20 protein-coding genes are annotated in these 22,565 nt (G+C 55.0%); 4 read left to right on the top strand and 16 right to left on the bottom strand.

Features of this window, described 5'->3' with window-relative positions; genetic code table 11:
* The first annotated feature begins 320 nt into the window (after nucleotides 1-320).
* A complete protein-coding gene (locus NYE33_RS36610; RefSeq protein WP_445669830.1) occupies nucleotides 321-1,499 on the top strand; it encodes a YsnF/AvaK domain-containing protein in 1,179 nt (392 codons plus the stop codon).
* 445 nt (nucleotides 1,500-1,944) lie between these two features.
* Here the strand turns inward: NYE33_RS36610 and glpX are convergent, their stop codons facing one another.
* Genes glpX through NYE33_RS34490 form a run of 3 tightly spaced genes read right to left on the bottom strand, consistent with a single transcriptional unit; the run spans nucleotide 1,945 to nucleotide 4,438 of the window.
* On the bottom strand, nucleotides 1,945-2,940 hold the full coding sequence (glpX, locus tag NYE33_RS34500; RefSeq protein WP_340947772.1) for a class II fructose-bisphosphatase: 996 nt from the start codon (nucleotides 2,938-2,940) through the stop codon (nucleotides 1,945-1,947).
* Nucleotides 2,941-2,974: 34 nt separating this feature from the next.
* Nucleotides 2,975-3,775 carry a pyruvate, water dikinase regulatory protein gene (locus NYE33_RS34495; protein ID WP_039302045.1) on the bottom strand — a complete coding sequence of 267 codons (801 nt, stop codon included), beginning with the start codon at nucleotides 3,773-3,775 and terminating at the stop codon, nucleotides 2,975-2,977.
* A gap of 18 nt (nucleotides 3,776-3,793) precedes the next feature.
* Nucleotides 3,794-4,438 (bottom strand): helix-turn-helix transcriptional regulator, encoded by a 645-nt coding sequence (locus NYE33_RS34490; protein ID WP_340947771.1) that lies wholly within the window; start codon nucleotides 4,436-4,438, stop codon nucleotides 3,794-3,796.
* Nucleotides 4,439-4,752: 314 nt separating this feature from the next.
* Here NYE33_RS34490 and NYE33_RS34485 point away from each other — a divergent pair, with 314 nt between their 5' ends.
* Entirely contained in the window at nucleotides 4,753-5,346 is a 594-nt protein-coding gene (locus tag NYE33_RS34485; RefSeq protein ID WP_042134094.1) for a hypothetical protein, read from the top strand.
* Between the two features lie 103 nt (nucleotides 5,347-5,449).
* Here NYE33_RS34485 and NYE33_RS34480 read toward each other — a convergent pair whose 3' ends face one another.
* A complete protein-coding gene (locus NYE33_RS34480; protein WP_341069843.1) occupies nucleotides 5,450-6,400 on the bottom strand; it encodes a DMT family transporter in 951 nt (316 codons plus the stop codon).
* Nucleotides 6,401-6,633: 233 nt separating this feature from the next.
* Here NYE33_RS34480 and NYE33_RS34475 point away from each other — a divergent pair, with 233 nt between their 5' ends.
* Nucleotides 6,634-8,070 (top strand): aminotransferase-like domain-containing protein, encoded by a 1,437-nt coding sequence (locus NYE33_RS34475; RefSeq protein WP_341069840.1) that lies wholly within the window; start codon nucleotides 6,634-6,636, stop codon nucleotides 8,068-8,070.
* A 373-nt stretch (nucleotides 8,071-8,443) separates the two neighbouring features.
* A complete protein-coding gene (locus NYE33_RS34470; protein WP_341069838.1) occupies nucleotides 8,444-9,115 on the top strand; it encodes a hypothetical protein in 672 nt (223 codons plus the stop codon).
* A 206-nt stretch (nucleotides 9,116-9,321) separates the two neighbouring features.
* Here the strand turns inward: NYE33_RS34470 and cysC are convergent, their stop codons facing one another.
* From cysC to NYE33_RS34410, 12 genes are all read right to left on the bottom strand, one after another.
* Nucleotides 9,322-9,882 carry an adenylyl-sulfate kinase gene (gene cysC, locus NYE33_RS34465; protein WP_076242303.1) on the bottom strand — a complete coding sequence of 187 codons (561 nt, stop codon included), beginning with the start codon at nucleotides 9,880-9,882 and terminating at the stop codon, nucleotides 9,322-9,324.
* Nucleotides 9,883-10,370: 488 nt separating this feature from the next.
* Nucleotides 10,371-11,273, bottom strand: coding sequence for an STM4011 family radical SAM protein (locus NYE33_RS34460; RefSeq protein WP_341069836.1), 903 nt, complete (start codon nucleotides 11,271-11,273; stop codon nucleotides 10,371-10,373).
* Complete coding sequence (locus tag NYE33_RS34455; RefSeq protein WP_341069833.1) at nucleotides 11,270-12,658, bottom strand: STM4012 family radical SAM protein; 1,389 nt, start codon at nucleotides 12,656-12,658, stop codon at nucleotides 11,270-11,272. The genes NYE33_RS34460 and NYE33_RS34455 overlap by 4 nt, the downstream gene beginning before the upstream one ends.
* A 31-nt stretch (nucleotides 12,659-12,689) precedes the next feature.
* Entirely contained in the window at nucleotides 12,690-13,475 is a 786-nt protein-coding gene (locus tag NYE33_RS34450) for an STM4013/SEN3800 family hydrolase (protein WP_341069830.1), read from the bottom strand.
* Complete coding sequence (locus NYE33_RS34445; protein WP_341070092.1) at nucleotides 13,472-14,950, bottom strand: STM4014 family protein; 1,479 nt, start codon at nucleotides 14,948-14,950, stop codon at nucleotides 13,472-13,474. The genes NYE33_RS34450 and NYE33_RS34445 overlap by 4 nt, the downstream gene beginning before the upstream one ends.
* Entirely contained in the window at nucleotides 14,950-15,795 is an 846-nt protein-coding gene (locus NYE33_RS34440; RefSeq protein ID WP_341069828.1) for an STM4015 family protein, read from the bottom strand. Before NYE33_RS34440 ends, NYE33_RS34445 begins: the two co-directional genes overlap by 1 nt.
* 1,260 nt (nucleotides 15,796-17,055) lie before the next feature.
* A complete protein-coding gene (locus NYE33_RS34435) occupies nucleotides 17,056-18,465 on the bottom strand; it encodes a nucleoside recognition domain-containing protein (RefSeq protein ID WP_042134111.1) in 1,410 nt (469 codons plus the stop codon).
* Nucleotides 18,443-19,174: a FeoB small GTPase domain-containing protein gene (locus NYE33_RS34430; protein WP_042134113.1), complete on the bottom strand. Its 732-nt coding sequence runs from the start codon at nucleotides 19,172-19,174 to the stop codon at nucleotides 18,443-18,445. The genes NYE33_RS34435 and NYE33_RS34430 overlap by 23 nt, the downstream gene beginning before the upstream one ends.
* Nucleotides 19,171-19,425, bottom strand: coding sequence for a FeoA family protein (locus NYE33_RS34425; protein WP_340947761.1), 255 nt, complete (start codon nucleotides 19,423-19,425; stop codon nucleotides 19,171-19,173). The genes NYE33_RS34430 and NYE33_RS34425 overlap by 4 nt, the downstream gene beginning before the upstream one ends.
* Before the next feature lie 298 nt (nucleotides 19,426-19,723).
* Entirely contained in the window at nucleotides 19,724-20,182 is a 459-nt protein-coding gene (locus NYE33_RS34420) for an SRPBCC domain-containing protein (RefSeq protein WP_042134116.1), read from the bottom strand.
* Nucleotides 20,183-20,266: 84 nt separating this feature from the next.
* Complete coding sequence (locus tag NYE33_RS34415) at nucleotides 20,267-21,229, bottom strand: helix-turn-helix transcriptional regulator (protein WP_042134118.1); 963 nt, start codon at nucleotides 21,227-21,229, stop codon at nucleotides 20,267-20,269.
* A 113-nt stretch (nucleotides 21,230-21,342) separates the two neighbouring features.
* Nucleotides 21,343-22,440 (bottom strand): GerAB/ArcD/ProY family transporter, encoded by a 1,098-nt coding sequence (locus tag NYE33_RS34410; protein ID WP_042140797.1) that lies wholly within the window; start codon nucleotides 22,438-22,440, stop codon nucleotides 21,343-21,345.
* Nucleotides 22,441-22,565: the final 125 nt, after the last annotated feature.

Below are 22,565 nucleotides of genomic sequence, written 5' to 3'. Positions count from 1 at the left end.
CTTTTGGCGGTGCTGTAATGCGGTTGAGACCATTGTTCTAAAAGGATTAATAAATGCCATGAGGCGGATAATTAAGTGTTATCTATGCTGACTCCGAAACGGGGAATATGAGTAAAATGTGTCCGGAATGCAGGAGGAAATCCGCTTGGAAATTATTTCCCTGGTTATTTCCTGTTTCATAAATAATTTTGAGGTTACGTTTACAAGTTTATAAAAAATCAGTTTCGCGGATGCCTGTTTGGTTAAGTAAGGGATGTGAAAGTTAAAGTTAAAGTGAGACTAACCTTATTCACAAAATAAGCTACCAGGAGGGAATCGTTATGAACAAGAAAATTGTAGGTGTATTCTATACCGAGCATGAAGCTTCACGGGCCATTGAAGACTTGAAGAGTCACGGGTTTCTGACAGAGGATATCTCAGTGATAGCGAGAAATAAACGGGATGTTGAAGCGATCAGTGATGAGACAGGAACCAAGGCGCCTGAAGGCATGGCATCCGGTGCAGCAACAGGCGGTATACTCGGCGGTGTCACCGGGCTGCTGGCAGGCATCGGCGCGCTGGCGATACCGGGGATCGGGCCGATTATTGCTGCGGGACCAATTGCCGCGACATTGACGGGAGTAGCCGTAGGTGCAGGAACAGGCGGGCTTGTGGGCGGTCTGATCGGGCTGGGTATTCCGGAGGATGAAGCGGAGAGTTACGACAACTATGTGGATGAAGGACGCATTTTGGTCATGGTTGATGCAGATAACACGCGGGCAAGTGATGTATACTCCATTTTCCGCAACCATAATTCAGCGAACGCAGACCGTTATATGGATGATCCTAATACAACCGGCGATGCTGCGGATACCGCACGTCATTCGGTAACAGATACCGTGGATGCCGCGTTCAACGGCTCGGGTCTTGAAGGCAGGGACGATACAGGGCTGGATACGATGAATTCGGCAACGGAGCATGATCTCCCGGGGACAAGAGCACTGGATGATGTGAACCGGCGGGGAATGACGGGAGATGTATATTCCGGTACGCCGAATGGCATAGACGGGGCGCTGGATAGTACACGAACTGGCGGGTTCAATGATCCGGATGAAGACCGCAGGCTGCGTTTGCGTGAAGAACAGCTGGACGTATCCAAGAACAAGGTGCAGACCGGTGAGGTCAACGTACACAAGGAAATCATCGAAGAGCAGAAAACGATCAATGTCCCTGTTACCCATGAAGAGATTGTTATTGAGCGGCGTGCCGTCAATAATGACACAACAGCAGAGCCGGTTGGCGCGGATGAAACGATCCGAATCCCGGTGAGCGAGGAGCAGGTGGAGGTCCGTAAGAATACGGTCGTTACCGGTGAAGTCGAAATTCACAAACGTGAGGTTCAGGGAACCGAGCAGGTACAGGATACGGTCAGACGCGAGGAAGCACGGGTCGACAAGAGCGGAGAAGTGAAGGTGGACGGCAGTGACGAGCTGCTGAGAGACCACAGCCGCAGCCGTTAAATAGCAGGGACGTTATAACATTCTGACAGGCTAGATGACGGGATTTGTCATTAAGGCTAAAGCTAGTGGGAACGGCCTTGCCGTCACTTTAATCATGGAGCTGTTTCAGCGAGAAAATAAAAGGGTTTCCGCGAAGTCCAGCCGGACTTCACGGAAACCCTTTTGTATATTCATTGAACCGGTAATCCTCGGATCAGAATGAAATTCCGCTTGAAGCAGAGGACCCAATCCGGCGAGGCTTTAACTGTATTTTCTGCAACTAAAATCACTGAAAATTGCCCGGGAAGTGCTTTAGTTGCACTTTATACAATTATATTGACCAGTTTCTCTCAAAAGGCTCACCTCATGCTATTTTAGCTGTACAGAATACAATTAGCGTAATAAATCTGGGCGTATACCTTGTTATAACTGTATGAAATACAATTGTTATCCGCTGCCTTGATGCCTACATAAAGGCCGCATTGGCTCTGGCCGGAATGACCTCCGGGATGTCCTTGCCCGGCAGGAAATGAATGCTGCGGATGTAGCGGATCGTACGGCTCTGCGCCCGCATGATCACCGAATGGGTCTCGGCGCGTTCCTTGCCGATGAAGCGGACGCCGCTGAGGAACTCGCCGGAGGTTACCCCGGTGGCGGCGAAGATGACATCGCCGGTGCCGACCATATCCTCCATGGACAGCACCCGTGCCGGATTGTCCAGACCCATCTGCAGGCAGCGCTGCATCTCGAAGGGGCCTTCGGGCAGCAGCCTGCCCTGAAGCTCGCCGCCCAGGCAGCGCAGTGCGGCGGCGGCGAGTACACCTTCCGGTGCTCCGCCGGAGCCCATGTACAGATCTACATCGCTGTCCGGCAGCGCAGCGGCTATTGCCCCGGCGACATCGCCGTGATTGATCAGCTTGATGCGCACGCCTGCTTCACGCAGGATGCTGATTAAGCCTTCATGCCGCTTGCGGTCCAGCACCATCACCGTCAGCTCGGAGAGCGCTTTGCCGGTGATCATGCCGGCTTTGCGCAGCGTTACTTCGGCCGGATCGTCCAGGCTTAGCTTACCGGCCAGCTCCGGTCCGCAGGCCAGCTTCTCCATATAGATATCCGGCGCGTGCAGCAGGCTGCCCTTGTCAGCAATTGCAATCACCGACTGTGCATTATGCAGTCCGCAGGCGACGACCTCGGTCCCTTCCAGCGGATCTACCGCTACATCGACGGAAGGGCCGTTCCGGTTACCGACACGTTCTCCGATATAGAGCATCGGCGCCTCATCCATCTCGCCTTCGCCGATCACCACGGTTCCGTCAATGGAGACAGAATCGAACATGGAACGGATTGCGGTTGTGGCAGCATCATCTGCCGCATTTTTGTCGCCCCGGCCAATCCAGCGTGCTGAGGATAAAGCACCCAATTCAGTGACCCGTACAATTTCCAGTGCCAATTCGCGTTCCATAATGATTCCCTCCAGTGTAGTTAGAATAGTTAGATTAGATATAACCCATAATGATGCCGGCGGTTTCTTCAATCGCCTTATCCGTAATATCAATGACCGGGCAGCCCAGCTTGGCGAACAGTGTTGCCGCATATTCCATCTCTTCTGTAATACGTTCGAGACTGGCATACTGCGAGCCGGTAGGCAAGCCCAGCATCTTCAGCCGCTCAGAGCGGATCTTCAGCATGTACTCCGGCTTCATGGTCAGACCGATGATCCGGTTCGGCGGCAGGCTCAGCAGCTGCTGCGGCGGACCGACCTCCGGGACGACCGGATAATTCACCACCTTCTTGCCGCGGTGGGCCAGAAAGATGCTGAGCGGTGTCTTCGAGGTGCGGGACATGCCGAGCAGAACAATATCCGCCTTCAGCATGGCCCCGAGATCACGTCCGTCATCACAGGCGACGGTGAATTCAATCGCCTCGATCCGGCTGAAATATTCCTCGTCCAGCTGATGCAGCAGTCCGGGCCGGGCCTCCGGAGCATCATCGAAGGTATCGATGAAGGCCTGCATCATCGGGCCCATAATATCCACAATCCGCAGATCGAGGCGGACCGCCTCCTCGCGGATCATCTCCCGCAGCTCCGGCTGGACCAGGGTATAAGCTACGAAACCCTGAAGCTGGGCGGTCTCTTCCATTAATTTGCGCAGTTCATCTTCATGTCTGACATTACCGTATCTTCTGATCGTGACACGCTGATTCTGAAATTGGTGAATGACGGCCTGCACGACAGCTTCCGCCGTATCTCCAATAGAATCCGAGCATATCGTAATGTAATGGGTGGATGGCTCCATGCTCTATCGATTCCTCCGTTATCCTTTGGCTTCAAGCTCGAGGAGAAGCTTCACGATGGAAGTCTTCGTGAGCCGCCCTACTACGTCCAGACCTGAGCCGGACCCTTCCCCGCTGCCGGGAACAACTACCGGCAGACTGTCTACCTCGTGGTATATCATGCGCTGCGCGGCGTCAAGCACCGTGTCATCGGGCGAAACAGTTACTACCTTGGGCTGGCGGGTCATGACCATGCTCACAGGCATGGTTACCGCGCCGGGATTACCGAGCGTGACCTTCAGGAAGTCCTTGCGCGAGGCGACACCGGTCAGCTTGCCGTCGCTATCGCAGATGATCAGCGTACCGACATCCTGAAGAAACAGTGTAACTACGGCGTCCTGAATCGTTGTATTCTCGCGGATAATGACCGGGATGCTCTGGATATCGCTAACCTTGGTATCCTGCAGCAGCCCCCGGCTGTTATGGCGCGCTGCGGCTTTGGTACCGGGGAAATAACCGACCTTCGGCTTCGCATCGACATATTCGAGCATAACCAGGATGGACAAGTCCCCCCGGATGGTCGGCCGGCTCAGGCCCAGGCTTTCCGCGATTTGGTCTCCGGTAATCGGCGCTCTTTTTTTCACAATCTCAATAATTTGCAATTGCCGGGTTGTCAGTTCGATCACAGTTTTCCTCCACTTTCCGGTTTACGTTATAGATACAGGCACTCCCTTGGCAGAAAAGGAGCACCGTGCGCCGATTCCCCCTCTTCATTCAGACGTCCTATTTGGAATTAAATCCCCTAACTTGCTTATATAATACGCAATAATGATCATAAATGCAATATATAGTACGTCATATATAATAATTTTCTGAAAAAATAGGTAGCTTAATCAGATTTGCGTTAAGGGAAAAGAAAATATTCTAATATATGGTATTTATTTAATGCTCTTTCCTCACATGTATGGTAAGGTTTGATCAGGCAAGGAGGTGTATTCATTTGAGGAAATCAAGCTTCGTTCTCATTTGCGGGATAGTCATCCTAACGCTGTTATCTGCCGGATGCAGCAAGGACACCCCGAAGTACGCAGAATTGTTCACACAGGTGGAAGAGCACAGGGCTGTGTTCAACCAGCCGCTCGAAGACGGGCTTGCCGTTCTGGGGGTTACCGATGCTGTGGGGGAATATGATCCGAATTTGGGTACAATCATGCAGGATGATGTCCTGACCGTCAATCAAATGGAGTTCATCCAGCAGATTACGGCAGATGTTACAAATGATACAATTATCGGTTACCGGATTGGGACGGTCTTTCCCAGATCGGAAAGCGGTTATGAGGATGCGAGAGAGCTAGTGCGTGCTTTTCTGGAACATTACAAGCCTGCGGATGATGAAGAGGCTGACAAAGTCGAGCAATCGGTTCAGACGATTGACCGGATGGCGCTTCCGCTCATGCCGTCAATAGGCTTTATCCGAGAATCGTGGACATATGGCGAGGGTGAGAAGAAGCTGTATATTACCTACAGGATATCGAACAGTTTTGAGAGCGATGAGGAATTGCCGCTGAATTTGTTTTTCAGCTCTGAGGAGTAGCGTTATCCCCCAGCGTGCTTAAGCTATAGGGTGAAAATAACAGAACAGCCCGGAGCCCTTTGTAAGGGTCCAGGCTGTTTTTGCTAAACAGGGGCAGGATTAATTAATCCTGCGGCAGAGCTTCAATGCTTGTTTTTTGAAGTACGGGTATTGCCGGTTTTTGTTTGAAAATCAGCTGCTTCAGCGCGCCTGCATTCACAAGGACCGTGCCAGCAATAATGGTGAATACACCAAGCAGCGTTACCCAGGTTACCGCTTCGTTATAGAACAGGAAGCCCACCCCTACGGCAATCGGCGGAGAGATATACAGCCAGGTCGACGGAAAGACGGGATTCGTCTTGGAGACGAGCCAGTAGAACAGGGTATGACCAACCATGGAGCCGACAACGGTCAGGTAGAGCAGGGAGCCTGCGGTTTTGAACGATAACAGGAAGGCGGGATGCAGCGGCTCGGTAAATAGCGAGATGGTGAACAGCAGCGCTCCGCCGTACATCATCTGGGCCGCATTCAGTGCCACAGGGGATACTCCGGAGAAGGTAGTGGTTACTTTTTTGGAGTAGATCGCCCCTGCCGCATAGCAGAGTTCTCCGATCAGGACGACAACACAGCCGATCAGCCAGAGCGGAGTGACATCAGCTGCAAGATTCGGCAGCACAAGCAGCAGTACTCCGGTGAAGCCGATGATACAGCCGAACAGCGAGTAGCCGGGAGCCTTTTGCCGGAGAAAAGCCATCTGCATCAGCAGAATCATCATCGGCCCGGTTGCCGATAATACGGCCGCGAGTCCGGAGGATACATATTGCTCGGCCCAGTAAAGTGCGGCGAAGGTGCCGAAGGTCAGCGTTGCTCCGGTGAACAGCATTTCCTTGCGCAGCAGCAGCGAGAAGCTGGCTTTGCCTTTCACTACCATGAACAGGAACAGCACCGCCCCTGCCGTGAAAAAACGAAGTCCAGCAGAGAAGAACGGCGGCGCTCCGGCGTCTACGCCGATTTTGATCGCGAGAAAGGTTGTGCCGAAGATCAGACAGACCAGTGAATAAGCTAACATAATCATGTTTCCGTGCCCCTTTGTGGTGGTAATGTGGCAATCTCCTAAAGTATTCTGTTAATCATATCCTCATAGGCGCAGAACAGATTGCAGAACACAGAACAGTTGCAGGGCGGAATGCTGTACAATAGGGCAAAGAGCAGTTGGCGGACGTGTGCGCTGGAGTGAGCGGCGAACGGAGAACGGCGAGCTGTGGCAGCGGGACGGTTGCGAGTATATTGTGGAGAGGGCGGGGGTATATGAAGAAGTCAGTGGGAGCAGAGCAAAGTAATCCCTTGTTCCGCCAAGTCTATGAGTTCATGGCGAACCGGATCGGGCGCGGGGAGTGGAAGCCCCACGACAAGCTGCCGTCGATCCGGCTGCTGGCGGATGAGCTGGGTGTCCACCGGCTGACGGTATTTAAGGCTTACCGGGCACTTACGGAGAACGGTATGCTGTATGTCAAAGACAAATCCGGTTATTATGTATCGCCGGGCAGCCGGATGGCCAACTCAGTGGAAGAAGGAGCAGCAGTGCTGGGGTATACGGTCAAGAGTCCGATGTCCGATATTCAGCGGAAGCCGGTGACTTACCAGTTCTCTCAGGCGCTGATTGATCCGGGTCTGCTGCCCAACCTGTTCCTGTCCGATTATGTCAAAAAAGTATTCGACCTCTACCCGAAGGTCATGGGTACCTATTCCACCGTGCAGGGGGATGAGGAGCTGCGTGCAACGTTGAGCAGCCATTTCCATGACCGGTACCGGCTGCAGTTATCAGCCAGCGAGCTGCTGATTACCTCGGGCGCGCAGCAGGCGATCAATCTGATCGCCGGAATCATGCTCGGCCCGATGGATGCCGTGCTGGTGGAGCGCCCGACGTATAGTGTGGCGCTGGATATTTTCCGCCGGGCAGGCGCGCGGCTGGTTCCGGTGGAGATCTCGCCGCAGGGGTATGATCTGGCGGCGGTCGAGGAACTGATGCGCAGGCATAAGCCGCGGATGTTCTATATTAACCCGACGCACCATAATCCGACGGGTTATACGGTGCCTGCTAAGCAGCGCAAGCTGCTCGTTGAGCTGGCGGAGCGCTACCGCTGCCTGCTGGTGGAGGATGATCCGTTCCGTGATATGCACTTTGAGGAGGAGCCGCCGGCGCCGTTTTTTGCCTATGATACCGAAGGCTGGGTCATCTACATCAGCAGCTTCAGCAAGTATGTGGCCCCCGGGCTGCGGATCTGCGCAGTAGCCTGCCGTTATCCGTTCATGGAGCGGATGATTGCCGCCAAGTCGCTGGCGGACAACGGGACGCCGCTGCTGAATCAGAAGATCTTCCTACACTACTACACCTCGCCGCGCCTGCAGCAGCATCTTGGCAAGCTGCGGATCGCGCTTCAGGTGCATAAGGAGATCATGGAGGAGGAGCTCGCTGCCGCCGGCTGGGAATGGACAGCGCCGCAGGGCGGTCTGAACCTGTGGGTGAAGCTGCCGGACACAGTGTCCGTAGATGTGCTGTTTGTACGCTGTATGGAGCAGTCCATCTCCTTCGTTCCCGGTGAAATCTGTGATCCGCTGGGCGAGATGAAGTCCTGGCTGCGCCTCAGCTACTCCTTCGCCAGCGAAGCGCTGCTTCGTGAAGGGATGCGGCAGCTGACCGCAATTGCGCGGGAGATCGAGGCGGAGGGTGAACATAGAGAGTGAATTTAGAGAGTAAATACGAAGAACAGATGCAGAAAGCAGATGCAGAAATTAGATGCAGAAAGCAGATGCAGAAAGCAGATGCAGAAAGTAGACGCGGGTAAGCCTTGGGGTTTAGCCTGCAGACATGATGAGCCAGCTGCTATCATATATCCGTCAGGCATATCTGGTAGCACATGCTCATGACGCAGCCGTTATCACGTAGCAGTCTGGTCGCAGCTTGCTATCACATGCCAGTGACGCAGGCGTTATCAAGTAGCTGTTATTACGCTGACTGTCCTATTATACCCGCGTGCCTTTTAGCTGGCATGGGATTTTATGGTTTATAGAGTAACCTTTCTCTGGGAATTTCGTCTGGAGAATAAGGAGAGTGATTATGATGATTGCGATAAAAAGAATCCGGGGCGTCCTGCTCATGTTCCTGTGTGCCCTGCTTGTCTTCATGACACTACTGACCGTACGTCCGCAGGTTACCTATGCCTGTTCTTGTGTCATACCAGCTCCTCCGCTGGAGGCTTTGGAAGACAGTGCGGCTGTGTTTGAAGGCACCGTAATATCGGTCGCCAAACCATCCGGAATTATCCAATCCAGCGCTGATCCCATGCAGGTTACCTTTCAGGTGGGTGCCCGCTGGAAGGGTGATTTGGGTAATCAAGTGACCGTAAGTACGGCGCAGTCCGGAGACAGCTGCGGCTTTGAGTTCGCCGAGGGTGAACGCTACATGGTTTATGCAAGAGGAGCGGAAGCAGATGGAAACCTAGTGAAGGGGAATGAAGAACAGAGTGAGCTGACTACGAGCCTGTGCAGCCGGACTGCCCTGTATGCTGACGCGCAGGAAGATCTGAATGAGCTGGGGCCAGGTACCGGCGGCGGGTCGCCGACAGCTCCGCCGGAGACCGCTGAAGGTGATGCACCTTCAGTACCTGTAGACAATCATTCAGCAACAGCACCATGGCTGCTATATGTGGGAGCGGGTGCGGGGATGGTGATCTTGATAGCACTAGGGCTAACCTGGCAGCGCCGTCAGAGTAACAAATCACGAAAATAGTGTAAGGCAGATTAAAGCGGGATGAGGCGGAGTAAGATGTGACGGGGGGAAGCGACGTTGGAGGATACCTGAGCAACGCGGCTAGTTTGTTGGAGGAATGGGAGCTTCATATCAATAAGAAGGGAGGCTCATGGCTAAACACTATAAGTCTCCCTTCTATTATGCTCATAGCGCAGGCGAAGCAGGAGAATGTCCGCACTCTAACTCTAGCGCCAAGGCTGATAGAGCCGGTTCTCCGTAAGCCAGTCTATCATTTCCTCCACACATTCCTCTGGTGTACGCTCTGCCGTGAGCAGCCTCAGCTCCGGGCGGTCCGGAGCCTCATAAGGATCGGAGATCCCGGTGAAGGCCGGGATTTCACCGGAGCGGGCCTTGGCGTACAGCCCTTTGACATCCCGCGCTTCACAGACGGGGAGCGGGCAGTCTACATAGACCTCCACGAACCCCGGCAGCTCCAGGCGGGCATAGCTGCGCATGTCGGCATAAGGGCTGATCACCGAGACCACGGTGACCACGCCGTGCCGGTTCAGCAGGCCGGCAATATAGACCGCCCGGCGGATATTCTCGAACCGGTCCTCGCGGCTGAAGCCGAGGCCCCGGCCCAGTGTGCGCCGCAGCTCATCACCGTCAAGCCACTCCACTGCCCGGCCCTGCTCCTGCAGCCGGTCCTTGAGCAGAGCGGCAAGCGTGGACTTGCCCGCTCCGGACAGGCCGGTGAGCCATATCGTTACCCCTGTTTGTGTCTGAGCATGTAGCTGAGCCGTCATTGCTTTGTCCTCCCGTAACTTTTGGCTTCATTGTAAGCACCTTGTAGCCACCTTGTAGCCATATTGTAGCCACATTTGCTCTATCCATTGAACGGTACTCTTTCGAAATAGCGGCCTGGGAGATAGAACCAGACTTCTGCTCGAAGCCAAGAACCTCATCCGACAATAACTGTATTTACTACAACTAAAGTCACCAGTCATTGTCTTTCCAGTCTAATAGCTGCACTTTCTACAACTAAAAGGACTGACTTTCCCCAAAGGAGCGCCTTCCGCCATTTTTAGTTGTACAGAATACACTTATCCGCACAAATCCGGTGTTTATCCTCCTTTTAATTGTACGAAATACACCTATTCGTGGCCTCTCTGCGTCTGCATTCCCCCACATATAAGAGAAATTGTGTTTGGAACTCGCCCTGCCTTAGCGGTATCTATCCATCGCTGTGTCAATTCTATCGAATCTGCCAACCTAACCCGCCAACCCAAACCGCTCACCGCTGAATCCCCATTTCCCTCATTTCGTCTGGGATTCTCTCTCCCGCGCCGTAAGGAATCCGCTCCAGCAATCCGGAGCCGTAAATCTGCTCCAGGCCAAGCTCCGGCATATGGATATAGCCGATGTAGCAGTCGCAGACCTTCATCCGGCAGCTGCGCTGCGCAGCAAGTCCTTCGAGACCATCGCGGTAGAGGTTACCGATGACCGCACGGTCCTTATAGCAGCGTTTCACGAGACCTGCACCTTGCACATAGAACACGTTGCTGCCTGCATTGCAGCTTTTGCCCAGACTGTCGTAGTCAACGGCATTGATCCGGAAATAAGGATCTATCCCGCTAAGGAAGCCTACATCCTCTGGCGTATAATAATCCGGCTTGTCCTTGTAGGCGTTCACCCACAGATAGACATCCTCCGGCAGGGCGGCACGCAGCGAAGCAATAGCGGGAAAAGCACCATGTACACCTACACTGCCCACGCTGAAGGGAATGCCCTGCCCGTATACAGTCATACACTGCGCCAGGAACCGTTCCTCACTCACCTGACCGGGATGATAGGTCGCCCAGAAGGCTGCTTTGGCCGGATTCAGCTCTGCGGTGAAATCAAGCCGGGCCGACAAATTCGTCTGGATGGCGACTTTGTCCACATGCTCCAGATGGGATAGAGTGATTAGCGCGTCCCGGTACCAGCGGTGTGTCAGTCCTTCGCCGTAGGGATTGAAGAAAATAGACAGCCGGTGGCCTGCCGCTCCCTGCTCCGACACCCAGCGGACGAAGGCCGTAAGATGCTCACGGTCTTTGGCTAGGGTGGCGGCGCTGTCTTTTGTTTTGCCGAAGGGGCAGTAAGGGCAGTCATAGTTGCAGGAGGAGAGGGAGCCGCGGTAGTAGAGGACCGCTTTCATGGCAGGATGAACCCTTCCATCTGCTCCCTGATCTCGCCGGAGATGAACCAGTCACCGATGGAATCGGAGTAGCCGAGACCGCCCGGAGTAAGCCGCAGGATGCCCTCTTCATCCGTGGCGAACCCGCTCTGCACCAGCAGACCCAGCTCGGGATGATCTTCCCATAGCGTAGAACCGAATCTCCGGCTGTAATCTGCCACGGTGAGACCTTCGCTATGCAGGATAGCTTTGAGAATGAAGCGCCGTTTCTGTTCTGCAAGGCTCAGTACAATCCCGTAGTCAGCAGTATCATAACGTTCGGCTGCTACATAGTCAGCGATGATGCTCTCCGTGGCTTTGCGGCTGACGCCGTAGCGGGAGGCATAATGCACATTCCGGGTATAAGAGCGGGCACCGCAGCCGAGGCCGACCATGCCTTCCTCCTGGCAGCTGTAATTGAGAATATCTTTAGCAGTTCCTGCGTTCTCCTTGGCGAACCTGCGCATCGAGTACTGGCGGTAGCCGTGCTCTGCCAGCAGCTGGCCTGCGGCCTGATAGCATTCATGGCGGATATCAGTCTGGCGCAGCAGATCGCCCGGCTTCACAATCGTGTGCTCACGGGTGTAGAGCGGATAGATGAAGATCTCCTCCGGCTCATGCAGCAGCGCCTGATTCAGCGAATACAGCCATGATTCCACCGTTTGGCCCGGAAGCCCGTAGATCAGATCCAGATTGAGGATGGGAAAATCATATTTACCCAGCAGCTCAAGCGCCCGGTATACCACGTCCGGGTCCTGCGGCCGGTAGATGGCAGCCGACTCAGCGGCCACGAAGCTCTGAATCCCCATGCTGACCCGGTCGACGGTATGCTCCTTCAGGATCGACAGCTTCTCCTCCGTAAGCGTCTCGGGCGAGGTTTCGACGGAGATAGAGGTCGCCGCAAGGTCGACGCCCATGATATCCGCAGCAATGCCGAACAGCCGGTTCAGCTGCGCGGGAGCCAGCAGGCTTGGCGTTCCGCCGCCGATGGCGAAGCGCGCATAAGGCTTGTGACTGGTAAAAGCAGCCCACTGCTTCGCCTGCCGTTCCAGCGCATCCACGTATTCGGCGTGAACATTCGCTCTTTTATCAGGCAGGGTGAACAGGTTGCAGAAGCCGCAGCGAGCGCCGCAGAAGGGAATATGCATATATAAGAAAAAACTCTCCGCAGGCTCGTCCCGCCATAGTTCCTCTAAAGAAATGGGGACTGCGAACTCGCGGTAAGCGGTTTTGTGCGGATAGGAATAGAGATAATTGCGGTAAGGATTGGCCGTAATCTGCCCGGTCCATTCCTGAAGCTCCCCGGGGGAGAAGGGAGGTCTTTCGTCATTGCTCTTATGATGAAGGGATTGCCGGATTGACGTCATACGTTCTCCTTCCTGTTGCGGGATGGTATTGCTATAAAATAAACTCGCGGTAAGGGACATTCCATACCGTTTCATGCGCGAGCCGGTGGCCCTGGTAGCCGTCTTCGCCGTAAGCTTCTCCATGATCGGAGAACGCCAGGCAGAACACCGGGTTACCGCGTTCGCGGAAGGCAGCAAACAGCCGGCCTAGTTCACCGTCGGCATAGCGGAGGGCAGCGCGCTGGCTGTCCACGGAATCACGCTTCGCACCCGGCAGGAACATGTTGTTCGGGCCATGGATCGCCGAGACATTCAGGAACATGAACAGACGCTGGTCAAGCGGTGTATTATTCAATATTTTGAGCGCGTGATTCACCTGATGTTCGGTCGAGCGCGGGTTCGTCACCCCGAACGTCATCCGCCAGTAGCTGTGCTGGAAATAACCGGGCAGGACGCGGGCGAGGGGAACCTTTTTGCTGAAAAAGATTACGCCTCCTATACACACCGTCTGATATCCCGCCGCTGCCAGCCCGGACACCATATCCGGCGTATCGAACAGCCAGGTATGGGGATGGGTCTTGAGCCCGGTATTCCGGGAATGGAAGAGCCGCACATGCTCAGCCTTATTCGTAGTGGCCGGAGTGGGCAGGAATCCGCCGAAGAAGGCATGATGGGCTGCATAGGTGAAGCTGCCGGGCGTATGCCGCTTTTCCCAGGAACCGCTGCCGCACAGGTTGGGGCAGTTGGCTTCCTCCAGAACAGCGGCATCATAGCGCAGCGTATCGAGCGTAATCATTAAGATATCGTGGGTGCCGACAACGGCATTCATATCGGTCATAGGGCCAGGTTCCTCCCGGATAGCTGTTTCATTTCCCATTCATAGGTGCTGCAGCCGTGGTATTCCACATCGTACAATAAGTCGCCAAAAGGGTTCACATCCGCCGTATACGTCCGCCCGGTGCTCCCCACCAATACATCAATTCCCGCCACGGAAGAACGCGGAAAAGCAGCCAGAGACTGCTCGGCCGTATGCCTTACCTCTGCCTGCATGTCCTCCGTGAGTCCCGCTTCGGCCGGGGTCATCCGGCGGCTGCGCAGATGCAGGTTCGTAATCGGTGTGCGGCTTACCCGTGCAACCGAGTGGCAGGCCACACCGGCAACAACCAGCTGGCGGATATCGAACGATTGCCCGCCCGCGCCGGGCTTCGGAATCCACTGCTCGGCATAGGCGCCGTGGCGGTAGAGCCAGTTGATGATTCCGGCGAGGAGCGCAGAGTCCGTATATCGCCGCAGCTTGCCGGAATTATAATACACCGGGGGACGGGTGATATAGCTCTCGACCCCGATGGTAGTGACCGCCACCTCAGCTCCCGTTGCCGGATTGAGCTGATAGGCAATGACGCCGGATGCGGCTGAGCCGCTGGCCAGCTTGATGAATACGCGGTGCATCCGCTGCGAGAGCATCAGCCCGCGGAGGGAGGTGTAGTCCACGGGGGCTTCTCCGCTGCTGCCCTTAAGCGGCCGGGGAATAGGAACGCCAGCCGCAGCCAGAAGCTGCTGCGTCCGGCGTTTATCGGTCATCGCGGCGATCTCGCCGGGATGGTTGGTCCAGCGGGCGGCGGGCAGGAGCTGCCCGGCTTCACGCTGAATCCGGGCCAGCAGCCGGCAGTAGCCGCGGAACCACTGGGACGGATGATGCAGCACGCCGGGCATATCCTTGAGTGCGCCGGCCGCCTTGAAGCTCAGCGGACGGAGGTCCGGCTGGCCGCCGTAAGGATGCAGCGAGTCGTCTGCGTCCGGCGCATCCGGCGCGCCGAGCGCGATCAGGGCGCGCTCGGTTTCGAAGCTGCCGCCCGGCGACTCCAGCCGCAGCAGCGGCGGGGCCGTGGCCGGGGCATGCGCTGCGGGGGCAGGTGCGGCCAGCCTGGATTGCCGGCTGCTATCGCGGCCTTGGGCAGCCGGCTCTGTCAGGTCCGGCTGCCTGTCCGGTGCCGGTGAATTAACCTGTGCTTGTCCCTGCAATGCATCCAGCACCCGCATTCCATCAACCCGCTGCCCTGCCTGCCCGGACATTCCGCCCATCGGCTGCTCCTGCTCCGGCAGTATGTCCAGTCGCTGCCCCGCCTGCTCCAGCATGTCCAGCCGCTGCCCCGCCTGCTCCAGCAATTCAGCCAGCGGCTGGCCCTGCAGCAGCCCGGCGTACGGAATCAGGACCGCCGGAGGCATGCCGAGGCGGCTTCGCGCCTGCCGGATGCCTTCCGAGCGCCTGTCGCCGGGATTGCAGAACACAATCAGCGGCTCTGCGGGTGGCATCACTCGGTGATCGACGGATAACGCCAGTCATCCTCGTCGTCGCTTTTCTGCTGGTCACTGACATCGGCAGGCAGTCCGCTGTTCTTCCAGCGCTGAATCATTCCGTCAGACATATAATGATGGCTCAAGTTGAGCAGCTTTAGTCCTTTGATCTTCCCGCTGGCGAGCAGCACCTCGGCGCCGGTATCGCTAAGGGTTCCGAGGGACAGGTCGAGTGTCTCGAGCTGCTCCAGAATAGGTGCATCGGCTAAGGCTGCAGCAATTTCATCCTGGATTTCACTATTTTTGAGTCCCAGATAGGTAAGCTTGGGGAACTTTCCGGGGGCGATCAGCGGATACAGGTCTTCCAGACCGCCGTCAAAGCCGTAGTTGTCCACGCCTAGATATAATTCGAGCTTTTGCAGATTCGGCAGATTGGCGGCGGCGATATCGGCCAGGACATTTTTGCCGAGTCCGCCTGTTATAATAATCAGTTCTTCGAGCTTCTCATGCTGCAGCTGGCTCAGCCGCAAGTTCGTGCCTCCCTGCGCAGTCAATGACTGCAGCTCCGGATAAGCGGGAAGCAGCGGCGAGAGGTCAGTTTGGGTAATCCACGAAATTTCACATTCCTCATACCCCATTTCCCCGATAAAAAGCCTGCGCAGCGCAGGGAAACTTGCACTGTGCTTCACCAGCGCCTGGACGGCATCCTCCGAGCTGTTCTCGTAGGCTTGCCCCCAATCGCCAATCGTCAGACTGCTTACTTCAGCGGCTTCGGGGCTTTTGCTCAATTGTTCAATCTCCGTCTCTATCCGCTTACCTTCTTCAAATGCATCGTAATCGATACTGAGCTTCACTGCTGTCATGAACATTCCCTCCCGGAAAATTATGGCTTCCAAATCACCCTAACATTAAGCAGATGGGGAGTCAAATGTCCATGACGGAAGGTTACGGGAGAGGGTTTGTCGGCAGCTGGAGCGGTAGGGTAGGAGGGATATGAGAGTAGGATGAGGGTGTGTGGAGAGTAGCTGTAGAGTAGCTGTAGAGTAACTGAATAGTGGTAGGAGAGTAGCTGGTGAGTAGTTGTAGAGTAGTAGGAGAGGTGCTTGTAGAGTAGCTGGAGAGTAGGAGAGTAGCAAGAGAGTAGCTGGAGAGCAGATGGAGAGCAGATGTAGAGTAGGAGTAGAGCAGTAGTAGAGGTGCTTGTAGAGTAGCATGGAGTGTAGCAAGAGAGTAGCTGGTAAGCAGATGTAGGGTAGGAGTAGAGCAGTAGTAGAGGTGCTTGTAGAGTAGCATGGGTGTAGCAAGAGAGTAGCTGGAGAGCGGATGTAGAGTGGGAGTAGAGCAGTAGTAAAGGTACTTGTAGAGTAGCATGGGGGGAGTAGCAAGAGAGTAGCTGGTAAGCAGATGTAGGGTAGGAGTAGAGCAGTAGTAAAGGTACTTGTAGAGTAGCATGGAGTGTAGCAAGAGAGTAGCTGGTAAGCAGATGTAGGGTAGGAGTAGAGCAGTAGTAGAGGTGCTTGTAGAGTAGCATGGGGGAAGAGTGGCTTGAGAGGCTGATTTTCGCAAACTTATGGAGTTTTAGGTATCTGCAGAGTAATTTTAGGCTTTTGCGTGCGCGAAATGAAGTTATGCAGCCCGTATGTAACGCTTCTCCTAACAAATGTTGCACAAATTACAACTTTGAGGTAGAGATAACGGTACATTAGAGAGAATTGTTGTAGAAAATGCAAGAATTTCTACATAAATTCAATGAAAATAAGGGAAATGTTGTATTCTGTACAACAATTTTGATTTTTGCCGCTTATCGCGATGGGATTGTTGTATTTCGTGCAAGATTTTGAAGGGAGGAAGGGGAGGGGGCCGCACAGCGTCCCGCCTGCGCGCCCGGCTCCATTGCCCCGCCCCGTCGCCCCGCACAGCGTCCCGCCTGCGCGTCCGGATCCATTGCCCCGCCCCGTCGCCCCGCACAGCGTCCCGCCCGCGCGTCCGGCTCCATCGCCCCGCCCCGTCGCCCCGCACAGCGTCCCGCCCGCGCGCCCAGCTCCATCGCCCTGGCTCGTCGCCTCTCTCCATCGCCCGGCTCCCCGCCTTAAGCGGCGGGGAGCCGGGCCAGCGGCGTGGCATCATACCCAGCCGAACAGCCGTGCTGCGGCTGCAACCAGGTAGGTTACCGCGATGGCGATGCCGAGCGGAATGACGGCGGAGAGCACTGCCCACTTCATGCTTTTGGTCTCCTTGTAGATGTTCACCAGCGTGGTGCCGCAAGGATAGTGAAGCAGGGAGAACAGCATCATATTCAGCGCCGTCAGCCAGGTCCAGCCGTGGCTCAGGAAGATATCCTTGATACTGCCAAGACCTTCGATATCAACCATGGCACCCGAGGACATGTAGCCCATCAGCAGGATCGGCAGCACAATTTCATTGGCCGGCAGCCCGAGGATGAAGGCCATGATAATAAAGCCGTCCATACCGAGCAGCTGAGCGAATGGATCGAAAAATGCAGCCATATGGTTAAGCACGCTCTCTCCGCCGACAAACACATTGCCGAGAATCCAGGTGATGATACCAGCTGGAGCGGCGACGACGATAGCACGGGTCAGCACATTCAGCGACTTCTCTTTGGAGGAGCGGACAATGGTCTTCCAGATCTGCGGGCGGCGGTACGGCGGAAGCTCCAGCGTGTAATGGGTAGGCACACCGCGCAGCGCTGTTCTGGACATGACCCAGGATACACTCAGAGTTACGGTAATGCCGACCAGCACGATGCCCATCAGTACCAGCGCTGTGGAGAACGTACGCAGCATTCCTGTTGTCGCCGCGCCGACCATGAACATGGAGGAGAGCAGGATAAGTGTCGGCCACCGGCCGTTGCAGGGCACGAAGTTGTTGGTCAGAATAGCCAGCATCCGTTCACGGGGCGATTCAATAATGCGGGTCGAGAGGATGGCGGCTGCGTTGCAGCCGAAGCCCATTGACATCGTTAAGGCCTGCTTGCCGTGGCCGCCGGATTTCTTGAACAGGCGGTCCATGTTAAAAGCTACACGGGGCAGATAACCGAAATTCTCCAGCAGCGCAAACACCGGGAAGAAAATCATCATCGGCGGCAGCATGACACTGATGACCCACGAGGTTCCGCGGTACAGTCCGAGCACAAGGACGCCATGCAGCCAGGCCGGCGCATGAACAGCAGTGAATCCTGCAGTCAGATAACCTTCGATCCAGCTGAAGAGGGAGGCCAGCCAGCTTGAAGGATAGTTGGCTCCGGCAATCGTAATCCAGAATACCAGGCCGAGACCGGCAAGCATGATGGGGAAGCCCCAGAGCTTGGAGGTAACGATATTATCCAGTTTATAGGTGCTGCCCAGCTTCTTTTTATCTTGATAGGTGACTGCATCGCTGCAGATGCCGGCGGATACGCCGTAGATCCCGCTGACAATCTCATCGCGGATTCCCCCTTGATCAGCCAGCTTCTTAGCGGCTGCGAGCAGAGAATCCACCGGGTCGTGACCGTTAATGGCATGCGGTGATTCCATGGCCGACCACCTCCTCACTTACGGGAATATCCTTGCGGCTCATGCGGGCTTTGAGTGAAGTAAGCAGGCTGTGATCACCATCCAGCAGCCGCAGGGCAATCCAGCGGGCGGGGTATCTCGAACCGATGGTCTGCTCAACCATAGGAATCAGCTCGGCAATGCCTTGCTCAATGTCAGAGCTGTAGGTGATTTTCAGCGGCTCTGCCTTGAATGCACCCGTGGCCACGCGCTCGATTTGATCAAGAAGCGCTTCAATACCAATTTTGTTACGGGCAGAAATAGCGGTTACGGGAACGCCGAGCCTCTTGGAGATCCGCTTCAGATTGATATCAATTCCAAGCCGGCGGGCTTCATCGATCAGATTGATGCAGACCACGGCGCGGCCGGTGATCTCCAGTACCTGCAGGGCAAGGTTAAGATTGCGTTCCAGCGAGGTAGCATCCAGGACCACTAGCGTTACATCCGGCTGTTCAAAAATAATATAGTCCCTCGCAGCCTCTTCATCGGCGGAGTTGGAGTAAAGCGAGTAGGTGCCCGGAAGATCCACAGCCAGGTACGTGTGGTTCCTGTGGGAGAACCCGCCTTCGGCGGTGACTACGGTTTTGCCTGCCCAGTTGCCGGTATGCTGGCGCATGCCGGTCAGCAGATTGAACAGCGTGCTCTTACCCGTGTTGGGATTGCCTGCAAAAGCGACCGTGTACTGGCTCATCTTTCACCGCCTCCAATTAATTGACCATAGATTAATGAGCTCTCTTCCCGGCGCAGGGCAATCGTTGTATTGCTTACCCGGAATGCTGTAGGATCTCCCAGCGGGCTGCGCCGCAGCACTTCTACAGCATTGCCGACGACGAATCCCAGATCAAGCAGTCTTCTCCGCAGCACGCCCTGAACTTCAATGCCGCTGATGCGCAGCGTACTGCCGTTCAAAGCTTCTGACAATGGAATAACGGCTTCAGCCATAAGATCTCCTTCTTTCGTATGAAATGGAATGAATGAATATATAGCCATAAGTATGGAGTATGCATTTATATAGTGTATTGTGCACGCGGCATAGATTATTGCGGCCTGCCACAATATTAGTATATGTAAATAATTTTGTCCTTGCAACAAGAATGTTTCCCTAGGGAAAGAATGAAATAATCCCTGCTATAAAAGCGGCACGAGCCTCTTTATAGCAGGGATAGCGGAAGAGTAATAAATTAGAAGAGTCTATTCTGTGGTGATACTTGTTTGAATATAACGGAGGCTGTCTGCTGCCTTACTCCCGGCTGCCAAAATCCAGGGTGCGGCCGGTTTCTGCCAGCGTCTTCGTATTGCTGAGAATCTGCCACCATGAACTGTTGCTGGCATCGTAGGAAGGGTCGTCCGGATGCCAGTCTCCATGAACCAGTGTCAGCCTGGTACAGCCGCCCGCCGGCTCCAGCTTCCAGGAGATGACAGACTCATAACCCTCTCTATTCGTGAGATAAGAGGGACCGGTCTTATGGGAATAGCGCAGCGTCTGCTGCGGAACATATTCGAGCAGAGTGCCGTAGACATGCACCGTTTCTTCCCCGGCAGCCCCCGGACCTACATACTCCAGCTGTTCACCCACAACAAAGCTGGAGCGGATCACACTCCCGTAATAGATTTGCCGGACCTTCTCCGGGGAGACTAGAGCCTCCCATACCTCTGCAGCGGCAGCACCAATATAGAAGTCATACTTCAATTCTCTCATTCCCTGTTCCTCCTGGCATTATTGGATTCATGAACAATATACACAAGGATCACTGACAGCTGCAGTCAGTGATCCCTCAGGAGATTAAGAATCCTTATAATGTTCGGCGAGATCCGCAGCAACCCTGGACAGCTTGTGCTTGAGGGATGCGGGTTCCACAATGGCCAGCGATTTTCCGTAAGGCAACAGGAAATAAGGGGCGAAGCTGTGTAAGGCAGCCTGATTCAGCAGAAAGCGGGCACTTCCCGTGCTGCGCCGCTCCAGCGTATGCCCGAATAGCCAGTGACTGCACAGATCGTTCAGGGTGGCTTCGGCCGCTTCGATGACCACAGCGGTTAACTCAGAGTCCTGCTCCGTTGCAGCAGGAAGCAGCCTCTGCAATAAGAAATCCCGTGCCGAGAATCCGTCAGGACGAAGGAAGGCTGCCCCTGTCCGCTGCAGTCCGATGATCCGGTCCACCCGGAAGTTGCGGATATCCTGGCGCAGATGGCAGAAGCCGGAGAGATACCACTGGCCCTTCCACATCACCAGACCATAAGGGTCGATGCAACGGGAGGAAACAGAGGTACCGTTCCCCTTACGGTATTCCATCTGAAGAGAGAGACTCTCCGCAGTGCAGACTTCCAGTTCTTCAAGCAGCAGCGAAGGGTGCTCTCCAGGGGAGTGGAGGATCGCAAGTCCGCTCTCATGGCGTTCCATCTGCGACAGCTGGGCCTCATTGCTGTAACGCTTAAGCTTGGCAATTGCCCCGTCGAGCGCATCAACGTAAGGGTAGCCGCTCCCCCTGGCAAAAGCAGATGCCTGTACAAGTGCCCGCCGTTCTCCATCATTGAAGAATAGTGGAGCGGTGCTGAAATGCTCGGGCAGCCAAAAGCCGCCGCCCGGCCCGGCATCGGCCTCTACAGGGACACCGCTGGCGCACAGCGCATCGATGTAGCGGTAGATCGAACGGACGCTTAGTTCAAGCTCGTCTGCCAGTTCGGCGGCCGTTCTTTTGCGCTGCTTCAGCATCCAGAGTATAGACAACATATAATCGGCTTTGGCCAATGGCTTGAACCTCCTAGGCAGAATGACTGATCTAACAGCCAGTTTACCTTCAACAACCCGTTTTGCCAACCTTCTGCAGCGCCGCCGGGTAATGTAGCCTGGCTGGGACCGGCTTACGAAGTGGATCTCTTAAACCCGCTGCGCACCAATATGGAAATGGCCAGCAGCAGGGGGATAGCGACCTGGAACACCGGATCAAGCTTGAGGCTGGGGCCCAGGCCGATGGCGATATGCTGCGTGTAGTCGCGCTCCAGAAAGGAAGCTCCATAGATCATAGCGCCTACCGGAAAGACCCACCATTTGGCCGGTTTGCCAGTTAGCTCCGCAATAGCTTTTACCGAACAGAAATAGAAGAGCATCATCTTAATCAGCAGTCCCAGAAAGAGCTGGATGGTCACCAGGATATCGAGCCGTTCCACAAACTTGAGGTTCGACAAGGTCCGGACAGTTTTGAGAAAAGGCAGCTGGCTGCTCCCTGCTATTGCGGGACCGAGAACAGCCACATTGAGCGCGTTCATGAAAATCAGGAACAGGCTGATCAGGAGATAGGCGTTCAACGTATATTTTACCGGCACACCGGGCTTCTCCCATAAGGACCACAGCATCAGGAATACGATCATCTGCCCAAACGGGAACGAGACGATATCCGGCAGCGCGGCTTTGACGATAGGCATCAGTCCGCCCTCCATGACCGGAGCCAGCCGGCCGAAATCAATCGATCCCATAATTCCCAGCAGCACAACAAGCACAATGTAAAAGAAGATCATCACCGGCAGCAGAACCTCCGGCAGCCGGAAAATAACCTCTGCCCCCTTCCAGATCGCATAGAGGGCAAGAAGCACAAAGACTAACATCGTTACGGCCATCGGGGTTCTTGGCAGCATGGTGATTGCTGTGAGCTCACCTAAATCACGGACATTACGCATGGACTGATAAGCAAAATAGAGGACATAGACCCCGCCGATGAATGAGCCGGCAAACCTGCCGAAATGAAATTTCAGCATTCCAATCAGATCTGTATGCAGAGAACGGTGCTGAATCCACATCAGAAGCAGAAGCAGGATGAATCCGGCGGCTGAACCCGTACACATTGCCAGCCACGAATCCTGTTTGGCCTTGCCTCCAAGCAGGAACAGCGGCGTGCTGCCGATTTCAAACAGCATAATCATGAACGCAATTTGCAGGGAGGACACCTGTTCTTTTTTGGGCATAATCAGCATTCAGCCTCCTAACCAATAGATTATTGCCCTGCCGATAGGCTGAAAGAACGCCGTATACAAGATCCCGACACTAATGAAGGGGGTTCTTGTCATTCCGCAAATATTAATATAAGCGC

The organism is Paenibacillus sp. FSL R10-2199, from assembly GCF_038000235.1.
GTDB lineage: Bacteria > Bacillota > Bacilli > Paenibacillales > Paenibacillaceae > Paenibacillus_AQ > Paenibacillus_AQ phytohabitans.
This window is presented reverse-complemented; position numbering and strand designations above follow the sequence as displayed.